The following is a 23279-nucleotide window of genomic DNA, read 5'->3' on the forward strand; positions in this document are numbered from 1 at the left end:
CGTAGTTGGCGAGTGAAACAGCCCGACAGCTTAGGTGCTTAGCCGTAACGGGCGAGGGTCAGCCCCTCATCGCTGATGGCGGGCTCGCTGCCGCTGATAAGATCGCACAACAGCTGACCCGAGCCGGCCGCCATGGTCCAGCCCAGGGTGCCGTGGCCGGTATTGAGCCAGAGACCGGGAATGGGGCTGGGCCCCACCAGCGGGGTGCCGTCCGGCGTCATGGGGCGCAGGCCGGTCCAGAACTCGGCTTGGCTGATATCGCCCCCCTCGGGGAAGAGATCGCCCACCACCATCGCCAGGGTGTCGTGGCGCCTCGGGTTGAGGGCAAGATTGTAGCCCGACAGCTCCGCCATGCCGCCGACCCGGATCCGCTCATCAAAACGGGTGATGGCCACCTTGTAGGTTTCGTCCAGCACGGTGCTGCGCGGCGCGGCATCTGCGTTGATCATCGGCAGGGTGAGGGAGTAGCCCTTGACCGGATAGACCGGCAGCTCCAGCCCGAGCGGGCGCAGCAGCGGCCGCAAAAAGCCGGTGGCATAGCTGCCGAGCGCACAGACGATGGCATCGGCGCGATAGCGCTGCTCGCCCGCCCGCACCGCCACGGCGCGGCCACGGGCTTGCTCAATCTCGTCGATGTCGCAGTTGAAGACAAACTTGACCCCGAGCTTCTCGGCTTCAAGGGCAAGGGCCTTGGTGAAGCGGAAGCAGTCGCCGGTCTCGTCGCCGGGCAGACGCAAGCCGCCAACGATTTTGCCGCGCACCCGCGCCAGCGCAGGCTCTGCCGCTTCGCAGCCGCTGGCATCCAGCGACTGGTAGGGGACGCCATACTCCTCCAGCACCTCGATATCGCGCTGACTGGCATCGAGCTGGGATTGGCTGCGAAACAGCTGCAGGGTGCCGAGCTGGCGCCCTTCGTAATCGATGCTCAGCTCGTCGCGCAGCAGCTTCATGCAGTCGCGGCTGTATTCGGCCAGACGCACCATGCGCCCCTTGTTGGTGGCATAGGCGGTCGGGGTGCAGTTGGCGAGCATTCTGAGCATCCAGCGTAGCTGGAAGGGGTCGGCGGTGGGGCGCACGGTGAAGGGGGCATGCTTTTGCAGCATCCATTTGGCAGCCTTGAGGGGGATGCCGGGGGCCGCCCAGGGGGCCGCATAGCCCGGGGATATCTGCCCGGCGTTGGCATGGCTGGTTTCAAGGGCGACGCCACCCTGCCGCTCCAGCAGGGTCACCTTGTGACCCGCTTTGACCAGATACCAGGCGCTGGTTACCCCTATCACGCCGCCACCGAGAACCACTATCTCCATATCGTCTTTCCTTGACTGATCTTCTGATGTGGCCACCACCATAATCAGCCGCCACAGGATATTCAACCGCTCTGCGCAGGATTGGGATCTCCGTCTGCCTGCCAGTTACGGAGTGGTGTTTGGTGCGATGGTTAGCCTGATTGCCAGCGTAAAGCGCTGCGCTGTTGTCAGAGGGCCTGTGTCAGGGGACATGGCCCGCTTACAACAGCTCCAGTTTGATCAGGTACTGCTCCGCCGTCGCCAGAATGGCCTGCTGCTGTTCGGCGGCTTGACCATCCCAGTTGGCATAGGGGAGGGCGAGGCGAGGATTGCCGCCCAGTTTGTCCCGATTGCGCCAGAGAAAGTGCCAGTAGAGGCTGTTGAAGGGGCAACTTCCGTCGCCGTGGCGGGCTTTGACCTGATAGTGGCACCCCTTGCAGTAGTGGCCCATCCGCTCGAGATAGGCGCCGCTGCTGGCGTAGGGCTTGCTGCCCATCAGGCCGCCATCGGCAAACTGGCTCATGCCGCGGGTGTTGGGCAGCTCCACCCACTCGATGGCATCCACATAGATGCCGAGATACCACTGATCTACCTCGTCAGGATCAATCCCCGCCAGCAGGGCAAAGTTGCCGGTCACCATCAGCCGCTGGATATGGTGGGCGTAACCGTGCTCAAGAGACTGGCGAATGGCGTGTCGCACGCAGGCCATCCTGGTTTCGCCGCTCCAGAAAAAACCGGGCAGCGGTCGGTTGGCTCCGAGAAAATTGGTCTGCTTGTAGTCGGGCATCTTGTCCCAGTAGAGGGCGCGGACAAACTCGCGCCAGCCGAGGATCTGGCGGATAAAACCCTCCACTTGCGCCAATGTGATGGTGGCCTGATTGGCCTGCCAGTGGGCTTCGGCGGCGCGGATCACCTCAAGCGGATGAAGCATCTTGCTGTTGAGGGAAAACGACAGGCGGCTGTGAAACAGACTCCAGCCCCGCTCGCTCAGGGCATCCTGATAGCGACCAAAGTGAGGCAGGCAGTGGGCCAGAAAATGGGCCAGCAGCTCGCGACTCTGGCGCCTTGTGATGGGCCACGGCAGCTTGCTGGCATCCGCCTCGCCGATGGTACTGACCCCGTGGCGGGTCAGCATGGCATCAATCTCGCTTACCTCGTTGGCAAAGGTGAGGGGCGCCGGGATGGGCTGACGATCCGGCAGCTTGGCGCGGTTCTCGTCATCAAAATTCCAGCGCCCGCCAAGGGGTTGGCCGCACTCATCGAGCAGCACTTGGTATTGCTTTCGCAGGGCGCGGTAGAAGAACTCCATCCGGCTGTGGGGGTAGCGCTGCCAGCCATCGCGGGGAGTGAGAAAATGTTCGCTATCCACCTCGGTGGCAGGAATGGCAAGGCCAGCCGCCCAGCTTTTCAACTGGCTGGCGAGGCGCCACTCGTCCGGGCTCTGCCAGGCAAAGCTGTTGGCCTGATGTGCTACGAGCTGAGCCTCCAGCAAGCCGGGCAAGTCGGGCCAGCGGGCGCTCTCATCGAGGGTCAGGTAACAGACGCGGTGGCCCGCTTGAGTGAGGGCCGCTGCGAAGGCGCGCATGGCGGCAAAGAAGGCCAACACCTTCTGACGATGGTGGCGGCAGTAATCGGTCTCTTGGCGCAGCTCCGCCATCAGATAGCAGATTGCCGGATCCGGGGTGCGAAACCAGCTGTGAGCGGCGTTCAGCTGATCGCCGAGAATCAGGCGCAGCTCCATCAGACTCGCTCCCCCTCAGGTTGCTGGCTGCGGTGACGAGCGTGGCGACAGCGTTCGCTGCAGTAGCGAACCTCCTCCCAACTGCGCGCCCACTTGCGCCGCCAGCTGAAGGGGCGCTGGCAGACGGGGCAGATCTTCTCGGGCAGATGGGGTTTGCGATGCATGATGGCTTCCGGCCCTGACTGATGGGTAATGTGGCGTGTGGTTAGGGAGAATAACGAACAGGGGGCGCGGGCAGATCAACCTCACTGCCAGTTTACCGCGCAGATGCGCACTTTGTGAGCGGGCGCACAGCCCGTCGGTGCACTCCTTGTTTGCAAATTAACCAGCCGTTAACGTGGCGAGGCTGCCCGTTGGCAGCATCCATCAATGGATCTTGTTGGCCATCGACTGTCTACAACCGATATGGAGGGGAGTGATGCCAATCATGACAGCTACGCCCCGGGCAGCTTGCCTGCTCGCCCACTGGTATACCCGGGATCCCATTCTCACCTTCGACTTTCCTCACCGCTGATTGGCGGCACCCGGCGTTTGAATTTGTCAGCCGGACGACCCTGATCGCCCCGGCCTTTTTGCCAATCCCGATTTCAAACACACTGGCCTTGTGCCGGTGAGGAGTCTTATATGCGTCGTATACCCGAGCCGTTTCGTATCAAGATGGTCGAGCCCATCAAACAGACCACTGGCGCCGAGCGTCGCGCTGCCCTTGGGGCCGCTGGCTGGAACCCCTTCCTGCTGCTGGCCGAAGATGTCTATATCGATCTGCTGACCGACAGCGGTACCGGTGCCATGTCCGATCGTCAGTGGGCCGGCATCATGATGGGGGATGAGGCCTATGCGGGCAGCCGCAACTTCGTCGAGCTGGAGCGCACGGTGCGCGACATTTTTGGTTACCAGCATGTGATGCCCACCCACCAGGGGCGCGGGGCCGAGCAGATCCTCTTCCCCGAGCTGGTCAAACGCTGCAAGGGCAAGGCGCCGGTCTTTATCTCCAACTACCACTTCGACACCACCAAGGCCCACGTGGAGTTGGCTGGCGCGCGGGCCATCAACCTGCTCACCCCGAAGGCCCTCGATACCACGGCGCCTTATGCCTGGAAGGGGGATTTTGATCTCCCTCGCCTGACCGACACCATCGAAACCCTGGGGGCCGACAACGTGGCCGGGGTCATCATCACGGTGACCTGCAACAGCGCCGGTGGTCAGCCGGTCTCCATGACCAATATGGAGGCGGTCTCCGAACTGGCCCGTCGCCACCATATTCCGGTGGTGATCGATGCCGCCCGCTTTGCCGAGAACGCCTGGTTTATCAAGGCGCGCGACCCGGCTTACGCCAAGACAGGCATCGGGGAGATAGTGCGCCAGATGTTCGTGCTGGGGGACATCTTCACCATGTCGGCCAAAAAGGACGGACTGGTCAATATCGGCGGACTCTGCTGCTTCAAGGAAGATCTCGACCTGTTCCGTGCGGTGCAGGTGCGCTGCGTGGCGATGGAGGGGTTTGTCACCTATGGCGGCCTTGCGGGGCGGGACATGGCGGCGCTTGCCATCGGTCTGCGCGAGGGGATGGATGAGGAGTATCTCACCTACCGCATCAGTCAGGTGGCTTATCTCGGCGAGCGGTTGGCCGAGGCGGGCATCCCCATCCAGACCCCCACCGGCGGTCATGCAGTGTTTGTCGATGCCAAGAAGCTGCTGCCCCATATTCCGGCCGAGCAGTTTCCTGCCCATGCGCTCGCCTGCGAGCTCTATCTGGAAGGGGGCGTGCGCGGGGTGGAGATTGGCTCCCTGCTGCTGGGGCGCGATCCCGCCACCGGCAAGCAGGAGGCGGCGGATTTTGAGCTGTTGCGTCTCACCATTCCGCGCCGGGTCTACACCCGGGATCACATGGACTATGTGGCCGACTGCCTGATCGCGGTGAAAGCGCGGGCCAGCGACATTCGCGGGCTCACCTTTGACTACGAGCCGCCGCTGCTGCGCCACTTCACCGCGCGGCTGAAACCGGTCTGATCAGCAACCGGTCAGACTGGGTGATCAACCGCGCCAAACTGTGCAGATCACCGGTCGCTCCCGGTTAAACGGCCAAGTAAAAAAGCCCCCGCACCAAGGTGCGGGGGCTTTCGTTTATCGAAGTAACCGGGTCAGACCGCCTGATACTCCAGCTCGACCGAGCCCAGCGCCTTAAGAGTGGACTGGGCGGAGTCACGCTGGCTGATCTGGCCGTTTTTGTTCTCCAGCAGCACGGCGCGGCGGATGGTGGCGAGATCTTCGCCGTTAAGCACCGCATGGGCGCAGGCCATCTGCATCGGCGGCAGGCTGGGGTTGAAGGCGGCGTTCTCGGCGTAGCGGCCAGAGAAGATGCGGCCATCGGCAAACTGCAGCGCCACCGCGGCATAGCCCTGGCTATAGGGGGCATAGCTTTGACGGGCGGCGGCCAGCGCGGCTTGCCACAGCGGGTCTTCGCTTTGAAGCTCAAGCTCTGCGTGATCCTGCGGGCTCATCAGCGCATCCGTAATGTCGAGATCTGCCGGCCCAAACGAGTGGGGCAGGAAGGATTGCAGGGCGCTCAGGTCATCGGGCAGGGAGACTTTCAGGATCTTGGCGGTGCTCAGCTCGTTCATGAACTGACGGCAGTGGCCGCAGGGGGTGTAGTTGACGGTGATTTCAGAGATCCCGGTCTCGCCACCCAGCCAGGCGTTGGAGATGGCGGACTGCTCGGCGTGAACCGAGTGGAACAACCCTTGCCCCGCGAACTCCATGTTGGCACCGAAGTACCAGCTGCCGCTCAGGCCGCAGGCGATGGCACCGACGTAAAATTTGGAGATGGGGGCCACCGAGCAGGCAGCAGCCAGCGGCAACAGGGCGAGGCGCAGGGCGCGATCATCGAGACCTGTGGCGGCTTTCAGGGTGGCGACTTGCTCCGGCGTGAAGCGGGCGTTGAAGTCGGCACTATCCAGCATGGGCTGCACGGCTGCTTTGAGCGGGGCAGAGAGGGTATCTAATGGCTTGGCAAAACGGGGATGCATAGTGTGTCCTCAAAGGCCAATTGGGCGGCCATTGTAGGGAGCAAGCTCGGGTAAATGTGTGAGCAGGCTCACGCCCTGACGGGCAAACGGAGGGGGATGGTAATGGAAACGTTTGTCTTGTGCAAATTGTGCGGCAGGTCGCACCCCGAGAGGCCAGCAGGCCCCTCGGAATGGTCAACAGGTGGTCAATGGGATGATCAGATGAGCCAGTGATAGATGGCAAACAGCAGCGGCGCGACGGCAGCGGTGAGGATCCCGCACACCACCATGGCGAGCGATGAAAAGGCCCCTTGGGTGATCCCCTTCTCGGCGGAGGTGGCGGTGCCGATGGCGTGGGCACAGGCCCCCATCGCGAGCCCTTGCGCTTCCGGATCGGTCACTTTGAGCAATCTGAGCAGCGGGTAGCCGATCAGGGCGCCGACAATCCCTACCACCACCACCACGGCGGCCGCGATGGCGGGAATGCCGCCGATGGACTGGCTGACGCTCATGGCGAGCGGGGTGGTGATCGATTTGGTCGCCAATGAGGCGAGCAGCGCCGGATCAGTGCCCATAAAATGACCGATCAGCAGGGTTGTGCACACCGAGATCAAGACGGAGGCGAGGGTACAGATTAGGATGGGCTTGAGCTTGGCCTGAATTTGGCGTGCCTGCTGATAGAGCGGCAGCGCCAGCGCCACCACGGCGGGCTCCAGCAGCATGGTAATTGGGCTGCTGCCGCGCTCGTACTGCTCAAGGGTCAGATCAAACCAGAGCAGCAGACCGATGATCACCGCGGTCGGCACCAGCACCGGGTTGATGATGGGCCAGGGCAGGCGGCGATAGAGGGCGCGGGTGGCGCAATAGAGCGCCAGGGTCAGGGGAATGGCTAGCCAGAAGATCATTTGTTCATCCTCTGGTAGAGCCGACCGACGGTGGCGAGGATCAGCACGATCCCGAGCACGATGCAGAGCATAATGACGCCGAAGGATTGGCGCAGGGGCTCAAGCCAGGCTACCAGTCCTACAGCGACCGGCACGAACAGCACGCCCATGTGGCGCAGCAGCAAGCCAGCGCCCATCTCGACCCAGTGCAGCTTGATCAGTTGCAGGGAGAGCAGCACGAACAGCAGCAACATACCGATGATGCTGCCGGGAAAGGCGAAAGGCAGGATGGCTGCCACGGATTTGCCTGCCAGCAGGCAGGCGACGATGACCATAAAGTCACGAAAGTACAGCAAGGCGCGTTGCGCGATCACGTGAACCTCATCGACTGGGAAGAAAAATCGCAGTTTACCAGAGAGGGCGGGTCGCGGCATTAAAACAATAACAACTGAAATCAGTTCATTTGAGGCTGATTTGATTGGCAATTTTTGAAAATTGTCTGATAGAACCCTTTTCGAACTTCAAGGAGTAGTGATGACATCCCTCTTGTCCCGAGTTCGCCAGCTGGCGAACGATAACGCGTTGCCACCCCACCTGCTGCAAACCCGTGAGTGGGAAGGGCCCCTGTGTCGGGTGCGACTCGACAACACTGGCCCTGATGCCACCCCGGTTGAGCGCTGGGTGCTGTTTGACGGCAAGCTTGGCCTGCCGGTGGAGAGTGCCATCTATGGCGAAGGATTCCAGATGCTGGCCCAGACCATGGGTAGCTGGCAATCACCGCAACATGTCGGCCGTTGCCCCGATGCCAGCGTTTATCGCGTCACCGATGACAATGGCTATCACACCATTCACAACCTGTTGCTGGTGGAGTATGGCAAGGGGTGGCTGCTGCTCGCCTTTGCCAGCTGCCACCGTTTTGGCGGGGAGTTTCGCCTCTACCCCGATGGTCGCCTGCAGATCCTGATGAACTGTGAAGGGCGAAAACTTGCGGCCGGTGAGCACTGGCAGAGCGAGGCGCTGATCTGCCTCGAAGGGGCGGAGCGCGAAGATCTGCTGGCCGAACTGGCACGGCTGATCGAGGCCGAGCACGGCTCGCTGATCGGTAAGGTGAGCGAGCGCCCGAGCGGCTGGTGCTCCTGGTATCACTACTACGCCGAGGTGAGCGCCGCCGACATTCGAGAGAACTTGCAGGTGCGTGCCGAGCGCTTCCCGGCCCTGCGCTATGTGCAGATCGACGACGGCTATCAGGCCAAGATGGGCGACTGGCTTACCCCGTCGGCCAAGTTCGAGCAAGGTGTTGCTTCATTGGCTGCGGAGATCAAACAGGCTGGCTGCGAGCCCGCCCTCTGGGTCGCTCCCTTTATTGCCGAACCCGGTTCACAGGTGTTTCAGGAGCACCCCGACTGGTTTGTGAAGGGGGATGACGGCCTGCCGCTCCCCTCCGAGCGTGTCACCTATGGCGGTTGGCGCTGTACTCCCTGGTATGTGCTGGATGGTACCCACCCTGAGGTGCAGGCGCACCTCGAGCAGGTGTTCCGTACCCTGCGCGAGCAGTGGGGCATCCACTACTTCAAGCTGGATGCCAACTTCTGGGGCGCTATCCATGGTGGTCGTTTCCACGATCCGGCCGCCACCCGGGTTGAAGCCTATCGACGCGGTATGGCGGCCATCCTGCGTGGTGCTGGTGAAGGGGCTTTCCTGCTCGGTTGCAACGCCCCCATCTGGCCAAGCCTTGGCTTGGTGCACGGCATGCGGGTGAGCGATGACGTGGAGCGCAATGGCCACCGCTATCGCCAGATCGCCCGCGAGGCCTTCTGCCGTGCCTGGCAGAACGACAAGCTCTGGGCCCTCGACCCCGACTGCATTTGCCTGCGGGATCTGCCAAGCCAGCAAGCAAGCAAGGCGGATTACAGCTTCCATCTGGCAGCGCTGGTGGCAAGCGGTGGCATGATGCTGGCGGGTGACCGACTGCAAGATCTCGATGAGGAGCAGGCGGCGCAACTGCGCAAGCTGCTTGATCTTTGTGCGGCCCGTGCACCCTCTGCCCGTTTCGAGTCGATGGACTTTGCCTGTGGTGAAGTAAGCCTGCCCGAGGGCGGCACTCTGCTTTGCCTCTTCAATTGGGAGGGGCAACCACAGGAGTTTCTGCTGCCGGAAGGGGGAACCGATTTTTGGCAGGGGCAGGCAGTCGGTACGGCTGTGACCCTGCAAGGGGGCGAGGGGCGGGTGATCCGCTACACCTGATCACAGCGTCACCATAAACAATTCAGGCTCCATCACGGAGCCTGAATTGTTTCAATCAGCGGTTATCAGCCACGTTTTTCAGTAACGCCACTCAAAACCGACGGCGTATTTGGCGGAGCCATAGCCCGGGATATCACTGCCGGAGGCGATCGCCTTGAGGGTCAGCAACGGGGTGATGGGCACCCCCAGACCAAAACCGATGGCCAGCTGATCATTGGGGTTCCCCATCAGATCGACCCGCATCACCCGATAGAGGGACATATCCTCGCTCAGGTGCATATAGGCTTGCGAAGCACGGTTATAGACCTGACCAAACACCTCCAGCTGGAAACCTGACTGGGCGCTGATGGCCAGCGGTACCCCGACAAACTTGTAGAGATGGGAGCCGTTGAAGTAGCTGTTGGTGATCAGTGGAGTGAAATCAGTCTGCTGATAAAGGGTATTGAAGTTCTGTTCTACGATGCGATAGGTCTGCTCGGGCAGGCGAGCAAGATAATCCGGCACATCGAACCGGTATGCGGCGTTGGCTGCCAGCGGCAGCAGGGCCAGTAATCCGAGCAGTGCGTGGTGACGAGGCATCAGCAAATGGCTTCCGTTCGGGCAAAGAGATATCTTGCTTGGGAGACATCCACTCAGGATGTTGCAAGATATTGGTTTTTGGGGAAATCCCCTTCGTCATTATGACCTGAAGAAGGGGATGGGCGGGAAGGATTTATTGTGAAACTACTCACAACTCATAAATCTTCCAGATAGTGGTAGAGACTCTTTAGAATCGCAAAGTTCCGTTCGTTACTCTGGTTCTGCTCTGCCAGCGCCTCGAGACGGGGCACGTAGTCCGGCAGACGGCGGCTGAAGTAGTCGCTGCAGTGCAGGCGCCAGCGTTTCTGCTCCGCTTCGCTCAAGGTGTGTGGCCAGTTGCGGGCGCGGTAGCGGAACAGCATCTCCGGCAGCCGGGCATCGGTAAAGGCGAACTCCCGCTCACCCAGCAGATCCGCGGGGGTGGCACGCACCAGATCCATGGTGGACTTGTCGCCATGGCCAAAGAATCCGGCGTAGAGCTGGGTATCGGGGTCACTGTCATTGTTGCCGGCAAACTCCTGATTGAACACCTCCACCAGTTTTTCCCGCACCTCGGGGTGGGCGCGCAGCAGATCCAGGCTCTTGCGGCACTGCTCCCGATCGATGCCGAGCTCGTCGGCGCGCTCCGCTGTCAGGGTGGCGGCCGGTGCCAGCACCGGGCACTTGTTGATGTGCACCAGTTTGACCGGAATGCCCGCCAGATCCCCCAGCTCCTCTTTCTTGGTGTAGAGGCGCTCGCGGATCTCCTCGCTCGTGAGCTCGATAAGCGGGGTGGGGTCGCGGGTCAGATCCACCATGATCACCGAGTTCTGGTTGGTGGGGTGCCAGGCGAGCGGCGAGACCCAGCTTGCACAACCCTGCCAGGGGGAGAACATGCCGGAGACGTGCACCAGCGGCTTCATGGTCACCACGTCAATCAGCGCTTTCACTTTATTCTTGTTGCGAAGGTCAAACAGGTAACCGAATAGCTTGGGTTGGGCTTTTTTCACCAGCTTGGCCATCTCGATGGTGGCCAGTACGTCCGAGAGTGCATCGTGAGCATTGGCGTGGGCCACGCCGTTGGCGACTGTCAGCTTTTCAAGTCTGAAACTCGGCTTGCCCTCATCGTCAAAGGCCCACTCGATCCCCTCCGGCCGCAGGGCATAGCAGGCCCGCAGCATGTCGAGAATATCCCATCGGGAGTTGCCGTTCTGCCAGCTGTAGGCATAGGGGTCATAGAAGTTGCGATAGAGGGTGTAGCGGGTCACTTCATCATCGAAGCGGATGCTGTTGTAGCCAAGCACACAGGTATTCGGCGTGGCGAATTGCTCGTGGATCTGGCGAATGAAATCCGCCTCGCACAGCCCATCCTTCATTGCCTTTTGTGGTGTGATACCGGTAATCAGGCACGCCTCCGGATCTGGCAGGTAGTCCGCCGGAGGCTTGCAATAGATGACCAGCGGCTCGCCAATGATGTTGAAATCCGCATCGGTACGAATACCGGCAAACTGCGACGGCCTGTCCTTGGCGGGGCTGATGCCGAAGGTTTCGTAGTCGTGAAAGTAGAATGTTGGCTCGTTGCCCGCGTGTGCTGTTTTGCTCATGTTGCTCGAGATGAGGTATCCGATGACGGTAGCGCCTGGCGCTAGGGTGGGCGGTGCCAGGCACCACAATTGTCTGCATGGTAAACCATAGCGCAGGCAGAACGAAGGGCGAGCCGTGCAGGTGGTGGTTTATTGGGCGGTTGCTTCCGATATCTTATGCACTTCTGTCTTGCTTACCGAGTCTATAAGACCCATCTATTTCTCAGGATATGATGATTGTTTAGTGATATCTGTGGCGTTGTTTCCCAAATCAACCATCAAGCTGCACCTGCACCTGCACCTGCACCTGCACCTGCACCTGCACCTGCACCTGCACCTGCCCCAGCCCCAAGTGACCGCTAAACTCGGGGCTTTCTGACAGGTAGGCCAAGGGTATTCAGTTTGTTTATGGCGCTTACATACGTCATGACTTCTCCCACTTGGCCGTTGTAGTTACGCAGACTGATTTTCCCCGCCAGCAACTGCTTGAACCGATACATTGTCGTCTCTGCCAGCGAGCGACGGTGATACCCCGATATCTTTTTCCAGTGCGCCAGCTCTTCTTTGCGCATCACCAGCACGGCCTCATTTCTTGGATGCCTCTTTTTCCATAACCCCGCGCTCTTGCGAGGAGGGATACAGGCTGTCGCCCTTTTGCGCGAGATAAGCTGATGACTAGCTTTGCTGTCATAGGCACCATCCGCATAAACACGTCCCAGTTTGCGTCGCAGTGGCTTGAGCAGAGTCGGTAACACCTCTGCATCATGGACATTCTCCAGCGAGATTTCCGCCGCCACGATATCGTGAGTGGCCGGGTCTACTGCCAGATGCAACTTGCACCAGACTCGCCGTTTCTCAGCACCGTGTTTTCTGACCTTCCACTCGCCTTCACCAAACACCTTCAGCCCGGTTGAGTCGATAACCAGGTCGGTGATGCGTCCCTTTGGGGCTGTCGATAAGCGACCGTCACTGTGCGTGCTCGCTTGCTGACGCAGCTGTAATCGGGGGCACAAAGCGGTACGTTCATCAACTCGAACAGGGAGTCGAGTAGTCCCTGAGTGGCCCGCAGAGTGAGGTTGAAAATCCCCTTGAGCATCAGGAAGGTACAGATGGTCTGGTCAGTGTAAAGCTGGCTGCGGCCCCGCCGCCCATGATGGTCGTGGTGAAACCAGTTGCTCATGGCCTCGGCATCAACCCAGAAGGTGAGTGAACCACGGTTAATCAAAGACTTGTTGTATGTAGGCCAGTTGGTAATGGGGTGAAACGATGTGCCCGTGATGCAGATTTGAAGAGGATGGTGATGATCAGATCACCGAGTCCTCAGTTAGTTCCATTCAAGCTGCATCTATTTGGGAAACAATGCCGGTGCCAGGGTCATAAATGCCTATAAAAACAAGGTAAAAGGCTCGGCTATTGACTAAGTTGATAGAAGGCGAAGCATAAAACAGTGCCAGTTTGATACGACAACATCGCATGGGACCCGGATCATGGACAGAGCGCAGGGCGCAGCCCCCTTTTCGTTGCAAGTGGATCTAAGGCAGGTGGTGTATGCCCTGTCAGCCTCGCTGGATCTGGTGGGCATTGGCGATGTGGCCCACGGTAAACGGGTCGGGATTATGGCTGCCGAGTGCAGCCGGGAGCTGGGGATGAGTGAGGCTGAGCGCTGTCTGCTGTTCGAGCTCGGAGTGCTGCATGATATCGGTGTCTCCTCGACCATCACCCATCATCATCTGGTCAGCGAGTTCGATTGGGAGTCCTCCCAGCGCCACTGCGAGGTGGGATATCAGCTGCTCAAGGATTTCCGTTTGCTGGCCCCACTGGCCCTGCCTATCCGTTATCACCACACCCACTGGCACCTGTTGCGCGAGATGGCCGATGTGGACCCCAATGTAGCCCGTCAGGCCAATCTTATCTTTCTGGTGGATCGCTGCGATGCGTTGGCGGCGCCCTACTATGGCGATGGTTCATTGTTGATGCATACCAACGAGATCCGCGCACGCCTGCAGGATTTCCGTGACGAGTTCTTTGCCCCCGAGCTGGTGGATGCCTTCCTCAAGGCGTCTCGCTCTGAGGCATTCTGGCTGCAGCTGGAAGCTCGCTCCATCAATGATTACATGCTGGAGATGCTGCAGGTGCGGGAGCCTTGTCTGACCTTCAACGGGGAGCTAAAAGCGCTGGCGCAGATCTTCTCCGGCATTGTCGACGCCAAAAGCCCATTCACGATGACGCATTCACTCGGTGTGAGCAGGTTGTCTCGGGCATTGGCCGAGCAGATGGGAGTCAGTGCCATCCATTGCGACATGCTGGAGATCGCCGGTTTGCTGCATGACCTGGGCAAGCTCAGGGTGCCGGACGAGATCCTCGACAAGCCTGCCTGCCTGACGAAAGAGGAGCGGGCCATCATCAATACCCACAGCTTCGAGACTTACCAGATCCTGCGTCATATCGAAGGGTTTGAGGAGATTGCCTGTTGGGCGGCCTATCACCATGAGGAGCCTGATGGGGAGGGCTATCCGTTCCACCTGCCGGCATCCGCCATGGCGCTTGAAGCGCGGATCCTGCGGGTCGCTGATATTTTTCAGGCAATGGTGCAGGACAGACCTTATCGGCGCGGCCTGCCTGCCCGTGACGCATTGACCTTTATGCAGCAACTGGCGGATCAGGGGCGGGTCGATCCCGCTGTGGTAGCGGTGCTGGCCGATCACCTGCCGCAGATGATGATAGCAGCCATTCCGGATCGCGAGCCGGATCATGCCATCAATTGAGGGAGAGGCTGGCCGCTGACTCATACCGCCGCGAGCCAGCTATGCTTGGAACAAGCCGAGCATGGTGCCGGTACCGGCGCACAAGACGCCAGCTTGATGGACTACAGTAGGGGAGCAGATATGGAATCGCTAAAAGCCAAGGATTATATGCAGAGCAGACCCATCACCTTCACTGCCGACATGATGGTGCAAGCTGCGGTCGAGAAATTTCTGAACAGTCATCAGCTCGGTGGCCCGGTGGTGGATGGGCAGGGCCATCTGATTGGCTGGATCTCCGAGCAGGATTGCATCGCAGTGCTGCTTAAAGAGGCCTATCACTGCGAACAGGTGGCGCAGGTCAAGGATGTGATGCGCAAGGAGGTGTTGTCGGTGGGGCCAGATACCAGCATTTTGAGCCTGGCGGAGATGATGATGGGGCAAAAGCCGAAAATCTATCCGGTAGTGGAGGAGGGGCGCCTGCTCGGTGTCATCAATCGTCACAACGTCATGCAGGCCATTCACGCCCAGCTCACTACCTGTTTTGTCCATCACACCCACGGTTAACCCTGTTTTCCTCTCTCCCAAGGCAAGCTTCGGCTTGCCTTGGCTATTTCATATGCTGCGATTTATTCATGTTATGCCATCTTACAATGGTTGTTTTGTCATGTTTGAGGATCGGCCAATCTCTCTGTCTTCCCATAGATAACGCTACGTTAAGGCTTGCACCGCCCCCGCTCGCTCTTTAGGATCGCTCCCAGCTTATCGATATGGCCCCTCTGGGCACCTAATTTAAGGAATTCGCACCTTGTCTCTCTCTATCGAGGCGCTGCGCCGCCGTCTCTCTGCCTGCATGAACCTCGACGCCCGCCGCCTTTCCAGCCGTCTGCACGGGGTCAAGAAGCTACCTGAAGGCAAACAGGCCGCCGTGCTGGAGACCATCGCTGCCGATCTGGATGCCGCGCAAGCGCGCTATCAAACCCGTCTGGCCGGTGTGCCTAAGGTCACCTATCCGGACAACCTGCCGGTGAGCCAGAAGCAGGATGAGATCGCCAAGGCCATTCAAGAACATCAAGTGGTGATCATTGCAGGGGAAACCGGCTCGGGCAAAACCACCCAGATCCCCAAGATCTGTCTGGCGCTCGGGCGCGGAGTGAAGGGCTTTATCGGCCACACCCAGCCACGCCGTTTGGCAGCCCGCACCGTGGCGGCCCGTATTGCCGAGGAGATGGAGTCCGAACTCGGCCACTACGTGGGTTACAAGGTTCGCTTTACCGATCAGGTGAGCGAGCAGACCCACATCAAGCTGATGACCGACGGTATCCTGCTGGCGGAGATCCAGAACGACCGGATGCTGACCCAGTACGACACCATCATCATCGATGAGGCCCACGAGCGCAGCCTCAATATCGACTTCATTCTGGGCTATCTCAAGCAACTGCTGCCCAAGCGCCCCGATCTCAAGGTGATCATCACCTCGGCCACCATCGACCCGCAACGTTTCTCCCGCCATTTCAACAAGGCGCCGGTGATCGAGGTCTCCGGCCGCACTTATCCGGTGGAGGTGCGCTACCGTCCACTATTTGTTGATAAAAAAAGCAGTGACAAGAGCGAAGGGCTGGAGGAGCGCGACGAACTGCAGGGCATCTTCGATGCGGTGGAAGAGCTGGCTCGCGAAGGGCTGGGGGACATCCTCATCTTCATGAACGGCGAGCGGGAGATCCGCGATACCGCCGATGCCCTGCGCAAACTCAACCTGCGCGATACCGAGGTGCTGCCGCTCTACGCTCGCCTCTCCAACGCCGAGCAGAACAAGGTGTTCCAGCAACATGCCGGACGGCGCATCGTGCTCGCTACCAACGTGGCGGAGACCTCGCTGACGGTGCCGGGCATTCGTTACGTCATCGACCCGGGTACGGCCCGTATCAGCCGCTACTCCTGGCGTACCAAGGTGCAGCGCCTGCCCATCGAGCCGGTCTCCCAGGCCAGCGCCAACCAGCGTAAAGGGCGTTGCGGTCGGGTGGCGGACGGCATCTGTATCCGCCTCTACTCGGAGGAGGATTTCAATAGCCGTCCCGCCTTTACCGACCCCGAGATCCTGCGCACCAACCTGGCCTCCGTCATCCTGCAGATGCTGGCGCTCGGCCTTGGCAACATGGAGGCGTTTCCCTTCGTCGAGCCACCAGAGTCCCGCCATATCAAGGATGGCCTGACTCTCTTGAAAGAGCTGGAGGCGGTGCGCGAGCTTCCCGCCACCGGCGATCGCGAGGCCAAACTGCAACTGACCGAGATCGGTCGCCAGCTCTCGCGCATCCCACTTGATCCGCGTCTGGCGAAGATGATGATCAGCGCGGCGCAGACCGGCTGTCTGAGCGAGGTGATGGTGATCACCGCGGCCCTCAGCATTCAGGATCCCCGCGAGCGTCCCATGGAGAAAAAACAGGCCGCCGACGAGCAGCACAGACGCTTTGAGGACAGGGATTCCGACTTCCTTGCCTTCGTCAATCTGTGGAATTACCTGAAAGAGCAGCAGGATGCTCTTGGCAGCAACCCGTTCCGCCGCATGTGCCAGAAGGAGTTTCTCTCCTACCTGCGGGTGCGCGAATGGCAGGACATTCACTTCCAGCTGCGTCAGACGGTCAAGGAGCTTGGTTTTAAAGCCAACCATGAACCGGCAGATTTCAAGACGGTGCACTGCGCGCTGCTGACCGGCCTCTTGAGCCATATCGGCAACAAGGATCTGGAAAAACCGGAGTTTCTCGGCGCCCGCAACGGTCGCTTCCACCTCTTCCCGGCCTCGGGTCTGTTCAAGAAGCCACCCAAGTGGGTGATGGCCGCCGAGCTGGTGGAGACCTCGCGTCTCTACGCCCGCATCAACGCCAAGATTGAACCCGAGTGGGTGGAGCCGCTTGCAGGCCACCTCATCAAGCTGCACCACAGCGACCCTCACTGGTCGAAGAAAAACGGCGCCGTAATGGCCAAGGAGAAGGTGACCCTCTATGGTCTGACCCTGGTCAACGAGCGCACCATCAACTTCAGCCGTATCGATCCGGCGCTGTGCCGCGAGCTGTTTATACGCCGCGCGCTGGTGGAGGGGGATTTCGAGACCCGTCACCGTTTCTTCAGCGATAACCGCAAGCTCTTGGCCGAGGTGGAGGCGCTGGAGCACAAATCCCGTCGGCGCGACATCATGGTGGATGATGAGGACTTGTTCCGCTTCTACGATGCCCGTTTGCCGGAGGAGGTGATCTCTGCCCGTCACTTCGACAAGTGGTGGAAAGAGGCGCAAAAGCGGGATCCCGAGCTGCTCAACTTCGAAAAAGAGATGCTGATGAAGGGGGACGCAGCCCACATCAGCGATCTCGACTACCCCAACTTCTGGCAGCAGGGGCGCCTCAAGCTCAAGTTGACCTATCAGTTCGAGCCGGGTGAGGCGGCGGATGGTGTGACCCTGCATATTCCGCTGCCGCTCCTGAATCAGGTGGAGGTGAAGGGGTTCGAGTGGCTGATCCCGGGGCTGCGCCACGAGCTGTTGGTGGCCCTTATCAAGTCGATGCCCAAGCCGATGCGCAAGAACTTTGTGCCGGCACCCAACTATGCCGATGCGCTGCTCGCCAGCATCAACCCCGAGCAGGGGCCGCTGCTGGACGAGATGGAGCGCCAGCTGCGCCGCATGACCGGTGTGACCGTGCCCCGCGAATCCTGGGACTGGTCTGCGGTGCCCGATCACCTGAAACTCACCTTCCGGGTGGTGGACGACAAACACAAGAAGGTGGCGGAAGGCAAAGATCTGGAAGCCTTGAAAGAGTCGCTGCGCGGCAAGGTGCAGGAGACGTTGTCACAAGTGGCGGACGACGACATCGAGCAGTCCGGCCTTACCCTCTGGAGCTTTGGCGAGCTGCCGAAGGAGTACAGCCAAAAGCGCAGCGGTTTCGAGGTGAAGGCCTATCCGGCGTTAGTGGATCAGAAAGATTCTGTCGCCATCCAGCTGGTGGAGAGCCCGGTGGTGCAACAGCAGCTGATGTGGGCCGGTCAGCGCCGGCTGGTGCTGCTCAACGTGCCATCTCCTATCAAGTATCTGCAGGAGAAGCTGCCCAACAAGGCCAAGCTGGGGCTCTATTTCAACCCGTTTGGCAAGGTGGCCGAGCTTATCGACGACTGCATCGCCTGTGGCTGCGACAAGCTGATCGATCAGCATGGCGGGCTGGCTTGGGACGAGGCCGATTTCGAGGCGCTCAAGGAGTTTGTCCGCGCCGAGCTCAACGATGCGGTGGTGGAGGTGGCCAAGCAGGTGGAAGCCGTGCTGACGCTGTCCCACGAGATCAAGAAGCGGCTCAAGGGCAAGATGCAGCTCGATACCGCTTTTGCCATGTCGGATATCCAGCAGCAGCTCGGCAACCTTATTCACAAAGGTTTTGTCACCGAGACCGGCTGGCAGCGGTTGCCTGATTTGCTGCGCTATCTGCGCGCCATCGAGCGTCGCCTGGAGAAGCTCGCCATCGATCCCAACCGTGATCGGGTCTACATGCTCAAGGTGCATAGCGTAGAGTCGGAGTACAAGGCGCTGCTGTCCAAGATCCCCAAATCCCAGCTGATCCCAGCCGAGGTGGCCAATATCCGCTGGATGATCGAGGAGCTGCGGGTGTCGTTTTTTGCCCAGAATCTGGGGACCCCTTATCCGGTCTCCGATAAACGGGTGCTGAACGCTATCGCTCAGTGCTAAGCTGCTATCTAACTGTTTTAACAGCATGATAGCGGGTGCAGAGAAGGGGTTGCCGGTCAGGTAGCCCCTTCAAACCGCAAGTCAGGGAGGCAAGGATGCTGGGGAGCTGGTTGAGTGTGGCGCAGGTGGTGATCAGCGGTTATCAACCCATCGCGGAACAAACCTGGGTGCAGTTGAACCCGGAATATTACCCGCTGGCGCGCACGCCGCCTGCGATGTTTGTGGCCTGGCGTGGCAATCAGTTTCCGCCGCTGGCCCAAAAGCAGAAGCACGGTCGCTGGCAGATCCTCTTTCCAGCCAGGTTGGTGCCCCCCTTCGATCTGTTCGAGGGGGAGGCGCAGCTCTCCAAAACCTATCTGGCAAGGCTGCGGCGCATCGACGAGATGGCTTACGGGGTTGTCCCCGGGCAGGCTGTTGCGGCTGGTGCAATCGTGCAGCAGGGGAGTGGTTCCCCTGATTATCACGCGCAACCTGTCGCGCCCTTTATCGCCGAGTTCCGTACACCCCAAGACGCGTTCGGTGGTGTTGATATACCCAGCGACCCCGACGAGAGCGAACCTCTACTGGCTCAGCTGGGGGCGACCTTTCGCACTGCGGGGATGAGTGGTGCCCAAGGAGATGAGGGAGTAGTGAGCGCCGATATAGCGCTCGCCAGCCACACGGCTAGCTTATCCGCAGGCAGTGACGTCATGCTTACCCTCTCGGCTCCTGCGGCCGGCGGTCCACAAACCGTGTGTCATCAGGTCGCCGCAGGGGAGACCCTGTGGCGTATAGCGAATCAGTTATCCAGCGCCCGGGGAGCAGATACCTACAGCTATTTGCTGGCGCTGGTGGCAGAGAATCAGCCGCGGCTTGGCAAGAGCATTCGAGTCAGAACGGGGGAGGGTCTCTACTGCCCGCGCGCCGAGACCCTGGCGCGGTTTGATGCCCTGAGCCCGGCCCAGCGTCAGCAGCAATTCGCCCGGTTGGAGCAGGGGCGCTAAATGCAGAGTCGGTACCTTGTATCCGAAGTTGGCCCGTGGTAGTATTCGCGCTCGTTTTGCGAGGTGTTGACCGGTCGCAGTTAGCACCATAAATTCATCCAAAAGAGATACATACTATGTCTTTCGTATTCCAAGCTGAAGTCCGTTCTGACCTGGGGAAAGGTGCGAGCCGCCGCCTGCGTCAAGCTGACCAAGTTCCTGCCATCGTTTACGGTGCAGGCAAAGAAGCCCTGTCCATCACTGTTGACCACAAGAAAATGATCCTGGCTCAAGAGAAGCCGGAATTCTATGAGTCTGTACTGACTCTGGTTATCAACGGTGAAGAAGTTAACGTAAAAGTGAAAGCTATCCAGCGTCACCCGGTACGTTACAAGCTGATCCACCTGGACTTCGTTCGCGTTTAATAGCGTACCGTCAGGTTGAAGAAAAGCCACTCTCAGGAGTGGCTTTTTGCTATCTGGCATCTTGTGAGCAGGCTGAAAGGACTTACCTGATAAGCCAACGAGGCGGTTATCCCAGCTGGCTAAGCGCCTGTTGGCAGCGCTGCTCGGCGGCATCCAGCTCCAGCAGCACCATCCTGATATCTTCCATCTGCTGTTGCAGTGTCTCCCGTTTCTCCTCAACCAGTCCCAGCATGGTTTGTAACTGGGTGCGGCTGCTCTTGTCGGCATCATAGAGATCAAACAGCTCGCGGATCTCGGCGAGGCTGAATCCGAGCCGCTTGCCGCGCAGGGTGAGTTTGAGGCGAACCCGATCCTGCTTGCTGTAAACGCGGGTTTGTCCCTCTCGGGCGGGATTGAGTAACCCCTGATCCTCATAAAAGCGGATACTGCGCGTCGTAATATCAAATTCCCGGGCCAGCTCACTGATGCTGAAGCGCCGTCCTTCATCCTTGTTGTTCATACAGACTTCTTGGCGAACTAAATCCTGTCTGCACCTTACCTAAACGTAAACTGCACTGCAACTCTTGTTCCATTGCGTCAGAACCCCTATGTTATGGCCATGTAACAAACAGAGGCAGGCAAATGGATATTGCAATTGTGGCGGCAAAACGGACTCCGATGGGGGCGTTTCAGGGGGCATTGGCAGAGGTGACTGCGCCTGAGTTGGGAGCCTGTGCCATCGAGGCGGCACTACAGCAAAGTGGGCTGAGTCCGGAGCAGGTCGATGAAGTGTTTATGGGCAATGTGCTGGCGGCGGGCGTGGGGCAAGCGCCAGCTCGGCAGGCGTTGTTGAAAGCAGGGTTGCCAGATAGTGTGCCTGCTACCACGGTCAACAAGGTGTGCGGATCCGGCATGAAAGCTGTGATGCTGGCGGCGGATACCATCCGCCTTGGTGACAATAGGGTGGTGGTCGCGGGGGGGATGGAGAGCATGAGCCGTGCCCCCTATCTGTTGGATAACGCCCGCAACGGCTTTCGGATGGGGCATCAAAAGGTGCTGGACCACCTCTTCCTCGACGGTTTGCAAGATGCCTATGATGGCCAGCTGATGGGGGTACATGCCCAGCGCAGCGCCGATCAGGCCGGTTTGACACGCAGTGCCATGGATGAGTTTGCCCAGGCGTCGTTGCAGCGTGCCCGCGATGCGCAGCAAGCCGGTGAGTTTGTGTCCGAGCTGACAAGCGTCTATCGCGGTGAGCGCTTGTTGCTGGCCGAAGACGAACAGCCTGGCAAGGGCAGACCGGAGAAGATCCCGACCCTGAAGCCTGCGTTTGGCAAGGAGGGTACCATTACGGCAGCAAATTCGAGCTCTATCTCGGACGGTGCGGCGGCGCTGATATTGATGGATGGCGCCACTGCGCAAGCCTGGCAGGTACCAGTGCTGGCACGGATCGTCGGTTATCAGAGCCATGCAGCATTGCCCGCCGAGTTTACCTCTGCGCCCATTGGCGCCATTTCACGCTTGCTGGCGCGTCTTGCATGGTCGGTGGAAGAGGTGGATCTCTTTGAGATCAACGAGGCCTTCGCCATGGTCACCATGCTGGCCATGAGCGGGGTCGGCATCCCTCATCACAAGGTCAATGTCCATGGAGGGGCCTGTGCGCTTGGTCATCCGCTGGGGGCGAGTGGCGCGCGCATTCTGGTGACGCTGATCGCCGCGCTGCGGCAACGGGGTTTGCGGCGAGGCGTGGCCGCTCTCTGTATCGGGGGCGGGGAGGCGACCGCTATCGCGGTCGAGGTGAATGACGAGACGAATTAATTGGTGGCTTCCATCGCCAGCAGTTGTTCCGTGACCCAAGTGGTGGCGGCCAGATAGAGGTGACTCACCTTATCCTCGCTCAGCCCCAGGCGGGCTGTTCTGGCCGTTACCCGTGACCAGTTGGCGCTCTCGTAATCTTCACAAAACGCGAGGTAGAAACCCAGATTGCCTTTGCGCTCCAGCAGCGCCAGCCGAATATCGTCGATAAGAGGGATAGTGCCGAGCAGCTTGTCCATCGGCTGCTCCATCAGTACATCCAGCAGGGAGAAGAGACCAGTGATAAAGGCCTGTTGTGCCTGCTGGCTCGGGGCGTGGGCGTGGGCCAGCAGTTCACAGAATCGGGCTCGGATCATCGACATCTGGTAGAGCTCGGCGCTCTTGCCCTTGCCGGCGCTGGTCGCGGCTACCAGCGAGACAAAGCGCTTTAGCTGGGTGTTGCCCAGATAGATGGCAGCCTGGCGAAATGACGAAATAGGGTTGGTGTGACCTTTGAGATGGTTGACATAGCGCAACAGCTTAAGAGAGAGGGAGATATCCTGACCGAGTAGCTGCTCAATCTTGTTGATATCAGGCTCTGCCTCGTTGACCACGTTGAGCAACTGCATCACCACGACTTGCGCTGGCTCCATGGTGGCTTGCTTGACCATCTCGGGTCTGCTGAAGAAAAAGCCCTGGAACAGCTGGATCCCCAGCTGTTTGACCCGCTCGAACTCCGCCTTGTCCTCTACTTTTTCCGCCAGATAGGTGAGCCCCAGCGTCTGATGCCGCTGGATAAACACTTTGATCTGCATCAGGGGGGTGGCACGAAGATCAAACTTGATGATGTGGATAAAGGGGAGGAAGCGCTCCCAATCCGGCGACATGGTGAAGTCATCGAGTGCCAGTTGATATCCCAGCTTGTGCAGCTGTTTCACCTTTTCCAGCAGGGCATCATCCGGTGGGGAATCTTCCAGGATCTCAATCACCACTTTTTCGGGCGGCAGGCACTCTGCCAATCCCTCCAGCAGCAGTGAGTGGGGGAAGTTGATAAAGCAGGGGCGGCCGCCCAAGAGCTGATCGATATTTTGTTGCAGGAACTGTTCGACCACCAGGCGTGACGTCGCCTGTTGGGAGGAGATGCTCGGGAAGACATTATTCAGACTATCGCGAAAGAGCAGCTCATAGGCATGAGTTTTGAGGTCTCTGTCGAGGATCGGCTGTCTTGCTACGTAGGAATACATGCCTTGCTCCAGTAAAGGTACTGGGTTGATTTTATGGTGTTGCAGAACACTATGCCAGTGTTCACCTTATTGAGTAAGGCAATAATTGGCATAGCGTTTTTTGCAGGGAAGGA

18 protein-coding genes and 1 pseudogene are annotated in these 23279 nt (G+C 59.6%); 8 read left to right on the plus strand and 11 right to left on the minus strand.

The genetic code is table 11. The annotated features are described in order from the left end of the window. Positions 1-38 precede the first annotated feature (38 nt). The 3 genes from NOM06_RS04840 to NOM06_RS04850 form a co-directional block, all read right to left on the minus strand. Complete coding sequence (locus tag NOM06_RS04840) at positions 39-1346, minus strand: D-amino acid dehydrogenase (RefSeq protein WP_370688908.1); 1308 nt, start codon at positions 1344-1346, stop codon at positions 39-41. A gap of 157 nt (positions 1347-1503) precedes the next feature. Next, positions 1504-3024 carry a cryptochrome/photolyase family protein gene (locus NOM06_RS04845; protein ID WP_255910088.1) on the minus strand — a complete coding sequence of 507 codons (1521 nt, stop codon included), beginning with the start codon at positions 3022-3024 and terminating at the stop codon, positions 1504-1506. Next, positions 3024-3188: a DUF2256 domain-containing protein gene (locus tag NOM06_RS04850; protein ID WP_080741246.1), complete on the minus strand. Its 165-nt coding sequence runs from the start codon at positions 3186-3188 to the stop codon at positions 3024-3026. Before NOM06_RS04850 ends, NOM06_RS04845 begins: the two co-directional genes overlap by 1 nt. A gap of 460 nt (positions 3189-3648) precedes the next feature. On the opposite strand from NOM06_RS04850, the gene NOM06_RS04855 reads away from it, so the two are divergent. Further along, entirely contained in the window at positions 3649-5034 is a 1386-nt protein-coding gene (locus tag NOM06_RS04855; protein ID WP_255910090.1) for a tryptophanase, read from the plus strand. A 131-nt stretch (positions 5035-5165) separates the two neighbouring features. Here the strand turns inward: NOM06_RS04855 and cdd are convergent, their stop codons facing one another. The 3 genes from cdd to NOM06_RS04870 form a co-directional block, all read right to left on the minus strand. Then, positions 5166-6050 carry a cytidine deaminase gene (gene cdd, locus NOM06_RS04860; RefSeq protein ID WP_182963766.1) on the minus strand — a complete coding sequence of 295 codons (885 nt, stop codon included), beginning with the start codon at positions 6048-6050 and terminating at the stop codon, positions 5166-5168. Positions 6051-6247: 197 nt separating this feature from the next. After that, a complete protein-coding gene (locus NOM06_RS04865) occupies positions 6248-6934 on the minus strand; it encodes an LrgB family protein (protein WP_255910100.1) in 687 nt (228 codons plus the stop codon). Next, on the minus strand, positions 6931-7287 hold the full coding sequence (locus tag NOM06_RS04870) for a CidA/LrgA family protein (RefSeq protein ID WP_255910102.1): 357 nt from the start codon (positions 7285-7287) through the stop codon (positions 6931-6933). Before NOM06_RS04870 ends, NOM06_RS04865 begins: the two co-directional genes overlap by 4 nt. Positions 7288-7447: 160 nt before the next feature. Between NOM06_RS04870 and NOM06_RS04875 the strand changes: the two genes are divergently transcribed. Beyond that, entirely contained in the window at positions 7448-9157 is a 1710-nt protein-coding gene (locus NOM06_RS04875) for a glycoside hydrolase family 36 protein (RefSeq protein WP_255910104.1), read from the plus strand. A gap of 78 nt (positions 9158-9235) precedes the next feature. Here the strand turns inward: NOM06_RS04875 and NOM06_RS04880 are convergent, their stop codons facing one another. From NOM06_RS04880 to NOM06_RS04890, 3 genes and pseudogenes are all read right to left on the minus strand, one after another. After that, a complete protein-coding gene (locus NOM06_RS04880; protein WP_005360277.1) occupies positions 9236-9736 on the minus strand; it encodes a hypothetical protein in 501 nt (166 codons plus the stop codon). A gap of 155 nt (positions 9737-9891) precedes the next feature. Then, positions 9892-11319, minus strand: coding sequence for an exodeoxyribonuclease I (sbcB, locus tag NOM06_RS04885; RefSeq protein WP_255910106.1), 1428 nt, complete (start codon positions 11317-11319; stop codon positions 9892-9894). Positions 11320-11657: 338 nt separating this feature from the next. Then, positions 11658-12577 (minus strand): annotated as a pseudogene (locus NOM06_RS04890) (IS5 family transposase). A 208-nt stretch (positions 12578-12785) separates the two neighbouring features. On the opposite strand from NOM06_RS04890, the gene NOM06_RS04895 reads away from it, so the two are divergent. The 5 genes from NOM06_RS04895 to rplY all read left to right on the plus strand — a co-directional run bounded on the left by NOM06_RS04895 (position 12786) and on the right by rplY (position 20149). Beyond that, the gene (locus NOM06_RS04895; RefSeq protein WP_255910108.1) at positions 12786-14063 is read left to right on the plus strand and encodes an HD-GYP domain-containing protein; all 1278 of its coding nucleotides are present in this window, start codon (positions 12786-12788) and stop codon (positions 14061-14063) included. Between the two features lie 120 nt (positions 14064-14183). After that, positions 14184-14606, plus strand: a complete 423-nt coding sequence (locus NOM06_RS04900; protein ID WP_005333273.1) for a CBS domain-containing protein — start codon at positions 14184-14186, stop codon at positions 14604-14606. 241 nt (positions 14607-14847) lie between these two features. Continuing rightward, positions 14848-18762, plus strand: coding sequence for an ATP-dependent RNA helicase HrpA (hrpA, locus tag NOM06_RS04905; protein ID WP_255910110.1), 3915 nt, complete (start codon positions 14848-14850; stop codon positions 18760-18762). Between the two features lie 95 nt (positions 18763-18857). Further along, on the plus strand, positions 18858-19745 hold the full coding sequence (locus NOM06_RS04910) for a hypothetical protein (protein ID WP_255910112.1): 888 nt from the start codon (positions 18858-18860) through the stop codon (positions 19743-19745). A gap of 116 nt (positions 19746-19861) precedes the next feature. Beyond that, positions 19862-20149: a 50S ribosomal protein L25 gene (gene rplY, locus NOM06_RS04915; RefSeq protein ID WP_005333252.1), complete on the plus strand. Its 288-nt coding sequence runs from the start codon at positions 19862-19864 to the stop codon at positions 20147-20149. Between the two features lie 106 nt (positions 20150-20255). On the opposite strand, the gene NOM06_RS04920 is transcribed toward rplY, so the two are convergent. After that, positions 20256-20648, minus strand: a complete 393-nt coding sequence (locus tag NOM06_RS04920) for a MerR family DNA-binding transcriptional regulator (protein WP_181224153.1) — start codon at positions 20646-20648, stop codon at positions 20256-20258. Positions 20649-20770: 122 nt separating this feature from the next. Between NOM06_RS04920 and NOM06_RS04925 the strand changes: the two genes are divergently transcribed. Continuing rightward, on the plus strand, positions 20771-21946 hold the full coding sequence (locus tag NOM06_RS04925; RefSeq protein WP_255910114.1) for a thiolase family protein: 1176 nt from the start codon (positions 20771-20773) through the stop codon (positions 21944-21946). Here NOM06_RS04925 and NOM06_RS04930 read toward each other — a convergent pair. Continuing rightward, positions 21943-23166, minus strand: coding sequence for an EAL and HDOD domain-containing protein (locus NOM06_RS04930; protein ID WP_005333249.1), 1224 nt, complete (start codon positions 23164-23166; stop codon positions 21943-21945). The two genes, NOM06_RS04925 and NOM06_RS04930, sit on opposite strands and share 4 nt — an antisense overlap. Positions 23167-23279: the final 113 nt, after the last annotated feature.

Source organism: Aeromonas sp. JL9 (genome assembly GCF_024436075.1).
Lineage (GTDB): Bacteria > Pseudomonadota > Gammaproteobacteria > Enterobacterales > Aeromonadaceae > Aeromonas > Aeromonas veronii.